Source organism: Nocardiopsis sp. NPDC006198, from assembly GCF_040613895.1.
Lineage (GTDB): Bacteria > Actinomycetota > Actinomycetes > Streptosporangiales > Streptosporangiaceae > Nocardiopsis > Nocardiopsis tropica.
Genome location: NZ_JBEXSY010000057.1, coordinates 37047 through 43738, shown reverse-complemented (window position 1 = coordinate 43738; position 6692 = coordinate 37047). Strand labels below are relative to the sequence as shown.

General features: G+C 73.1%; 6 protein-coding genes. 3 read left to right on the top strand and 3 right to left on the bottom strand.

Features of this window, described 5'->3' with window-relative positions:
- Positions 1 to 154: 154 nt before the first annotated feature.
- Positions 155 to 1453 (bottom strand): MFS transporter, encoded by a 1299-nt coding sequence (locus tag ABZ234_RS27265; RefSeq protein ID WP_355013928.1) that lies wholly within the window; start codon positions 1451 to 1453, stop codon positions 155 to 157.
- 190 nt (positions 1454 to 1643) lie between these two features.
- Between ABZ234_RS27265 and ABZ234_RS27260 the strand changes: the two genes are divergently transcribed.
- From ABZ234_RS27260 to ABZ234_RS27250, 3 genes are all read left to right on the top strand, one after another.
- Positions 1644 to 2126, top strand: coding sequence for an Lrp/AsnC family transcriptional regulator (locus ABZ234_RS27260; protein ID WP_267947515.1), 483 nt, complete (start codon positions 1644 to 1646; stop codon positions 2124 to 2126).
- Between the two features lie 219 nt (positions 2127 to 2345).
- Complete coding sequence (locus tag ABZ234_RS27255; RefSeq protein ID WP_355013927.1) at positions 2346 to 3230, top strand: amidohydrolase family protein; 885 nt, start codon at positions 2346 to 2348, stop codon at positions 3228 to 3230.
- Between the two features lie 76 nt (positions 3231 to 3306).
- Positions 3307 to 4878: a long-chain-fatty-acid--CoA ligase gene (locus ABZ234_RS27250; protein ID WP_355013926.1), complete on the top strand. Its 1572-nt coding sequence runs from the start codon at positions 3307 to 3309 to the stop codon at positions 4876 to 4878.
- A gap of 79 nt (positions 4879 to 4957) precedes the next feature.
- Here the strand turns inward: ABZ234_RS27250 and ABZ234_RS27245 are convergent, their stop codons facing one another.
- Both ABZ234_RS27245 and ABZ234_RS27240 read right to left on the bottom strand, forming a co-directional pair.
- Complete coding sequence (locus tag ABZ234_RS27245; protein WP_355013925.1) at positions 4958 to 5746, bottom strand: VOC family protein; 789 nt, start codon at positions 5744 to 5746, stop codon at positions 4958 to 4960.
- 67 nt (positions 5747 to 5813) lie between these two features.
- Positions 5814 to 6608, bottom strand: a complete 795-nt coding sequence (locus ABZ234_RS27240) for a VOC family protein (protein ID WP_267947511.1) — start codon at positions 6606 to 6608, stop codon at positions 5814 to 5816.
- Between the last annotated feature and the right edge of the window lie 84 nt (positions 6609 to 6692).

Here is a 6692-nt window from a genome sequence, read left to right as displayed (position 1 = left end):
GCGTTCGGCGGGGGCGGGGGGCCCCGCCGGGGCGGGGGGCTCCCCCGGGGGCCCCGCCCCCCCCGGGCCCGGCTCACGGGGGGGCCGGGTCCGGCCAACCGGGCCTTCCCCGGACCGGGGCCGCCCACCGGCACGCCGCCCGCGGGGGCGCCGGTCAGCCGGGACGGCCCCCGGCCGCGGCCGCCTCGATGGTCCACGGCGTGCGCTCGACGTGGGCGACGACGAACGCCACCGCCAGCGACCCGCCGGCGACCAGTGCGTACGAGGCGGTCCAGCCCCCGGTCAGCTCACGCAGCAGCCCGAACAGCAGAGGGCCACCCAGGGCGATCCCGCTGCCCGCGCCCTGCACGAACCCGGACAGGGCCGCCGAGCCCCGCGCGGTGGTGCTGCGCGCGTTGATCATCGTCATGGTCACCACGAACAGGCTGGTGCCCAGGCCCAGGCAGACCACCCACAGCGGCGCCAGCTGCGGTGCCGCCGCCACCCCCAGGTAGCCGACCGCGTAGCCGGTGAGGCCGAGTGCCACGATCGGGAAGGTGTTCACGGCACGCAGGGTGAGGGTCGGCGCGACCAGCCCGAACAGCAGGCTGGAGCCCACCATCAGGGACACCATGGCACCGGCAGCGGCCGGGGAGTGGCCCGCGCCGGTCAGCAGCGCGGGCAGCCAGGTGAACAGGGTGAAGACGTTCCAGGTGACCATGCCGAACAGCAGGGCCATCCGCCAGGCCGTGCCGACCCGCCAGATCGGGCGGGCCGGTCCGGCGCCGGCGGCGTCCTCCGGCCCCGCGCCGTCGGCCGGGACGGCGCCCGGCCGGCGCCCGGAGGCGGCGACGGCAGGGGCGTCCCGGCGCACCCGGCGCCCCTGGAGCGCCCACAGCAGGGCGGCCGCCAGGGCGAGCACCGACCAGGCGCCCAGGGCGAAGCGCCAGCCCACCGTCTCGGCCAGGGGGACGGCGACCAGCGGGGGGAACAGGGCTCCCGCGTGGATGGCGACCATCTGGACCGTGCTCAGGGCCGCCAGGCGGTCGGGGAAGTACTGCTTGATCAGCGGCGGGAGCACGACGTTGCCCAGCGCCGCGCCGGTGAGGGCGATGCCGGTGAGGACCAGCAGGGTCCCGGTGTCGGGGGCGAAGGAGCGCACGACCTGTCCCGCCCCGGTCAGGAGCATGCTCAGAGCGGCGGTGGCCTCCGGCCCCAGCCGGCGCATGATCGCGGGCGTGACCAGACCGAACACCGCGAAGGCGATCAGGGGCAGGGTGCCGAACACGCCGACGACGACGGCGGTGAACCCGAACTCCTCCCCCACCGTGGCGAGCAGGGGGGACAGCGAGGTGACCACCAGGCGCAGGTTGAGCGCCGCGCAGACGATCGCGATGAGGGCCAGGGTGCGGCCACGGGTCCGCGGGCGGGCCGACGATCGGTCGGCGGCTGCCGGGACAGAGGAAGGTCTCACGGTACGGACGTCCCTTGTGTTCTGCGGTGGCGCGTCCTCGCGCCAGAGCTGGGCCGAACGGCGGGGCGACGGTGCCTGCTCCGGAAGGATCACTTCCTCGGCGAGCCAAATACGACCTTTTCTCTCAAATGTTAATCATAGAGCGGGTGTATACACAACATTCCGTATTTAATACGGCTACAATGCACCCATGCCTGATCTTGACGAACTTGATACGGCGATTCTGGCCGAACTCCAGTCAGACGCACGAAAAACCAACCGGGACGTGGCCGCCGCGGTCGGCGCATCGCCCACGACGACCCTCGACCGGACCCGCGCGCTGCGGGAGAAGGGTGTGATTCGCGGCTCGATCCTGGACGTGGACCTGGAGAAGATCGGCCGCCCGGTACAGGCGCTCATCACCGTGAGCGTCGTGAAGCCCTCACGCCACAACATCGAGGCCTTCCGGGACTGGGTCCGCTCCCTGCCGGACACCCTGTCCGTGTTCGTCACCTCGGGCAGCGAGGACTTCCTGGTCCACGTGGCCCTGCCGGACAACAACAGCCTGTACGCGTTCGTCGTCGACAAGCTGACGGAGAGACCCGAGGTCGCGGACGTGCGCGCCTCGATCGTCTACGAGCACCTGCGCAACGACCGCATCGCGCCGACCACGGCGCGCACCCGGCGGCGCTGACCCGGACGCACCGGCCGGGCCCTCCGCCTTCCCGGGAGGGCTCCGCCGGAACGGCGCGCCGAGGGTTCACGGCCCACGGCCCGGGACGGCTCCCGCGGCGACCGCGGTCCCGGCATCCCCCGTCCCCGACCCCTCGGTCCTCCGTCTTCCGCGGGCGACCCGGAGTTCCCCGCAGGGCCAGCACGAACAGCGGGGGAACGCCCACGTATCGTGTCAGGTGTGACACGAGTCTCATCCGACCCCGCGCCCGGGTCCGCCGACGTCCACACGGTCTGGCGGGACCTGGGCCTCCCGGGGCTCATCGACGTCCACACGCACTTCATGCCGCACAACGTGCTGCGCAAGGTGCGGAACCACTTCGACGCCCTCGGAGACCAGTGGCCCCTCGCCTACCGGGGGGACGAGCACGAGTGCCTCGCCCTGCTCAGGGGGTTCGGCGTCCGCCACTTCACGGCGCTCTCGTACCCGCACCGTCCGGACATGGCCGTGTGGCTCAACGACTGGGCGGGCGGCTTCGCCGACGACAACCCCGACTGCCTGCGCAGCGCCACCTTCTACCCCGAGCCCGGCGCCGGCGACTACGTGGCCGCCGCCGTCGAGGCCGGCGTCCTCGTGTTCAAGGCCCACCTCCAGGTCGGCGGCTACGACCCGCGCGACCCCCTGCTCTCCGACGTCTGGGGGAACCTCGCCGACGCCGGGACGCCCGTGGTGGTCCACTGCGGTTCCGGCCCCGAGCCGGGCCGCTTCACCGGTCCGGGCCCCTTCTCCGAGGTCCTGAGCGCACACCCCCGGCTGACCGCCGTCATCGCGCACGCCGGGGCGCCGGAGTACGTCGAGTTCCTGGACCTCGCCGAGAAGTACGGCCGCGTCCACCTCGACACCACGATGGTGTTCACCGACTTCGCCGAGGCCCGGGCGCCGTTCCCCGCCGACGCCCTCCCCCGCCTGGCGGACCTGGGCGAGCGCGTCCTGCTGGGCACCGACTTCCCGAACATCCCCTACCCCTACGCCGAGCAGCTCCACGCCCTGACCCGCCTCGGCCTGGGCCCGGACTGGCTCCGGGCCGTCCTCCACGGCAACGCGGCACGGCTGTTCGGACTGTGACCGCCCCCAACCGGGAACCGCCGCGGACACGGGCCGGCCGCGGACACGGACCGGCCCAGCACAGAAGGAAGGCACCATGGAACTCGCACTGACCCCCCTGGAGTTCGCGCGCCGGACGCGCAGACTGCACCCGGACCGCGAGGCGGTCGTCGACCGGGGCCTCCGGCTGACCTACGAGGAGTTCTTCGACCGGTGCGACCGGTGGTCGTCGGTCCTCCAGGGCATGGGGGTGGCCAAGGGCGACCGGGTCGCGTACATCTCCCCCAACACCCACGCGCAGCTGGAGTCCTTCTACGCGGTGCCGCAGCTCGGCGCGGTCCTGGTACCGGTGAACTTCCGCCTGTCCGCCGACGACTTCGCCTACATCGTCAACCACTCCGGGGCGAAGGTCCTGTGCGTGCACGCCGACCAGCTCGACACCGTCGACGCCGTCCGCGACCGGCTTCCGGACGTGGAGCGGTTCGTGGCGCTGGAGGGGGCCCGGTCCGGCTGGGAGGACTACGAGGCCCTGGTCGCGGAGGCCTCCCCCGAGTTCGTGCGCCCGGTCGTCGAGGAGACCGACCTCCTGACCGTCAACTACACGAGCGGGACCACCGCGCGCCCCAAGGGCGTGATGATCACCCACCGCAACGCGTACATGAACTCGGTGGGCACCCTGCTCCACCTGCGGATGGACGTCGGTGACCGGTACCTGTGGACCCTGCCGATGTTCCACGCGAACGGCTGGACCTACACGTGGACGGTGACGGCCGCGTCCGCCACCCACGTGTGCCTGCCCGCGATGGACCCGGCCACCGTGTACGACCTGATCCGCGACGAGGGCGTCACCTGGCTGTGCGCGGCGCCCACCGTGCTGATCATGCTGGCCAACACCCCGGAGGGGGTGCGCGGCGAGGTCCCGCCCGGCGTGCGCGTGGTCACCGCCGGGGCCTCCCCGGCCGCCGACACGATCGAGCGCCTGGAAGACGGTTTCGACTGGACCGTCACCCACGTCTACGGGCTGACGGAGACCGCTCCGTTCATCACCGTGTGCGAGCCCCGGCCGGAGCACGGGGGGCTGTCCGGCCGCGACCGCGCCGCCGTCAAGGCCCGGCAGGGGGTCGAGCTGCTCACCTCCGGCGAGCTGCGCGTGGTGGACACCGCCGGCCGGGAGGTCCCCTGGGACGGTACGACCGTCGGGGAGATCACCGTGCGCGGGAACGTGGTCATGAACGGCTACTACGACGACCCCGAGGCCACCGAGGCGGCCATGGGCGACGGCTGGTTCCACACCGGGGACGCCGCGGTGACCCACCCGGACGGGTACGTGGAGATCCAGGACCGGATCAAGGACGTCATCATCTCCGGCGGCGAGAACATCTCGTCCGTCGAGGTGGAAGGGGTCCTCCTGCGGCACCCGGCGGTGCTGGAGGCCGCGGTCGTGGGGGTGCCGCACGAGCGCTGGGGCGAGACGCCGAGGGCGTCCGTGGTGCTGCGCGAGGGTGCCGAGGCCACGGAGAAGGAGCTGATCGGCTTCGCCCGCGACAACCTGGCCCACTTCAAGGCGCCCACGCAGGTGGAGTTCCTCGACCAGCTCCCCAAGACCGCCACCGGCAAGATCCGGAAGTTCGTCCTGCGCGGCGGAGCGTCCGCCGTGTCACGGCAGTAGGCGGCGGAGCGGGCCCGGCGTCCCCCGACCGGGCCCGCGCGGGGCCGTCCGGCGGGCCGGTCCGGCCCGCGGGGGCGGCTCACACCGACGGGCCGAGGACCATGAACCCGGCGCCGAAGGGGTCCGCGCAGTTCGCGACCCGCCCCACGCCCGGCGTGTCCTCCGGCTCCGTGTACACCTGTCCGCCAGCGTCGGCCGCCCGTTCCGCGGCGGCGTCGCAGTCGTCCACACGGAACACGGGGATCCAGAGCGCGGTGCCCGCGTCGTCGGACAGCCGGGACCTGTCGACGGGCAGGATCCCGCCGTGGGCGGCCTCCTCCCCCGTCCCCTCCGGTCCGACGAGCGTGTACTCATGGGCCCCGGCCAGGGCGAAGGAGTGGAAGGACCATCCGAAGAGCCCGCCGTAGAAGGAGCGCGCCCCCGCCCCGTCCGGCGACCACAGTTCGAGCCAGCACAGGGAGCCCGGGCGGTCCGCGACGTCGAACCCGGCGAACCTCCCCTCCTGCCAGACGGCGAAGTGCCCGCCCCGTGGATCCAGGAAGCGGGCCATCCACCCGAGTCCCATGACGTCCAGCGGCTCGACGAGCACGGTGCCGCCCAGTCCGCGCACCGCCTTGGCCGCGGCCCCCGCGTCCGGGACGGAGAAGTAGGCGGTCCACGCGGGCTGCTCGCCCTCCTCCATCAGCGGGCCGAGCCCGCCGACGTCCTTCCCGTCCAGGCGGGCGAACCGGTAACCGCCCGTGTGCGGTCCCGCCGAGGTGTCGGTCCACCCGAACATCCGCCGGTAGAAGGCGGCGGCCGCGTCGACGTCCGGTGTGCCCAGCTCCAGCCAACAGGGGGCGCCCGGTGTGAAGTCGGTGGTGATCATGGCAGTGGCCTCCGTGTTCCTTGCGGCCGCGGTCCCCGCCGGGGCCCGGCCCCGAACGGGCGCGGTTTCACATCGGCGAGGGCGCGAGCAGGACGAACCCCGCGCCGAACACGTCGGCGCACAGGGCGAGCCGCCCCACCCCCGGTGTGCTCTCCGGACCCGTGTACACCCGGCCGCCCGCCGATCGGACCCTCTCCACGGCCGCGTCGCAGTTCTCGACCGCGAACACCGGGTGCCAGTCCGCCGCGCCCCCGGTGGCGGCCAGCTGAGCGGGATCGACCGGCATGATCCCGCCGTGCGCCCGGTCCCGCCCCTGCCCGGCGGGGGTGACGATCGTGTACGTCCCGGCCTCCCCCGGCAGGGAGAAGCCGGTGTAGGACCACTTGAAGAGCTCGGCGTAGAAATCCCGCGCACCGTCGCCGTCGGGGGTCCACAGCTCGACCCAGCACAGCGTCCCGGGGCGGTCGGCGGCCTCCATCCCCCGGAAGGCCCTGGCCTGCCAGAGCCCGGCGTAGCCGCCCTGAGGGTCGGTGAACTCCGCCATGCGCCCGCGGTGGAGGACGTCGAACGGCTCCACCACGAGGGTTCCGCCGAGGTGCTCCACCGTGAGGACCGTGTCGTCCACGTCGGGGTCGGAGAAGTAGACCGTCCAGGCGGGCCTCTCGCTCTCGCCCATGAACGGCACGAGCCCGGCCACGGCGGCGCCGTCCAGGAGCAGGTACCGGTATCCGGCGCTGTCGGGGCCTCCCTCGACCGCCTGCCAGCCGAACAGCTCCCGGTAGAACGCGGCCGAGGCCTCGACGTCGGGCGACGACAGATCGGTCCAACAGGGTGAACCGGGCAGGAAGTCGGTGGTGATCATCAGAACCCCTTCTCCATCGGACGCACACCACTTCCGAGTGTGACCCGGCCGACCGGCCCGTCGGGGATCGGGGCGGCAAAGACT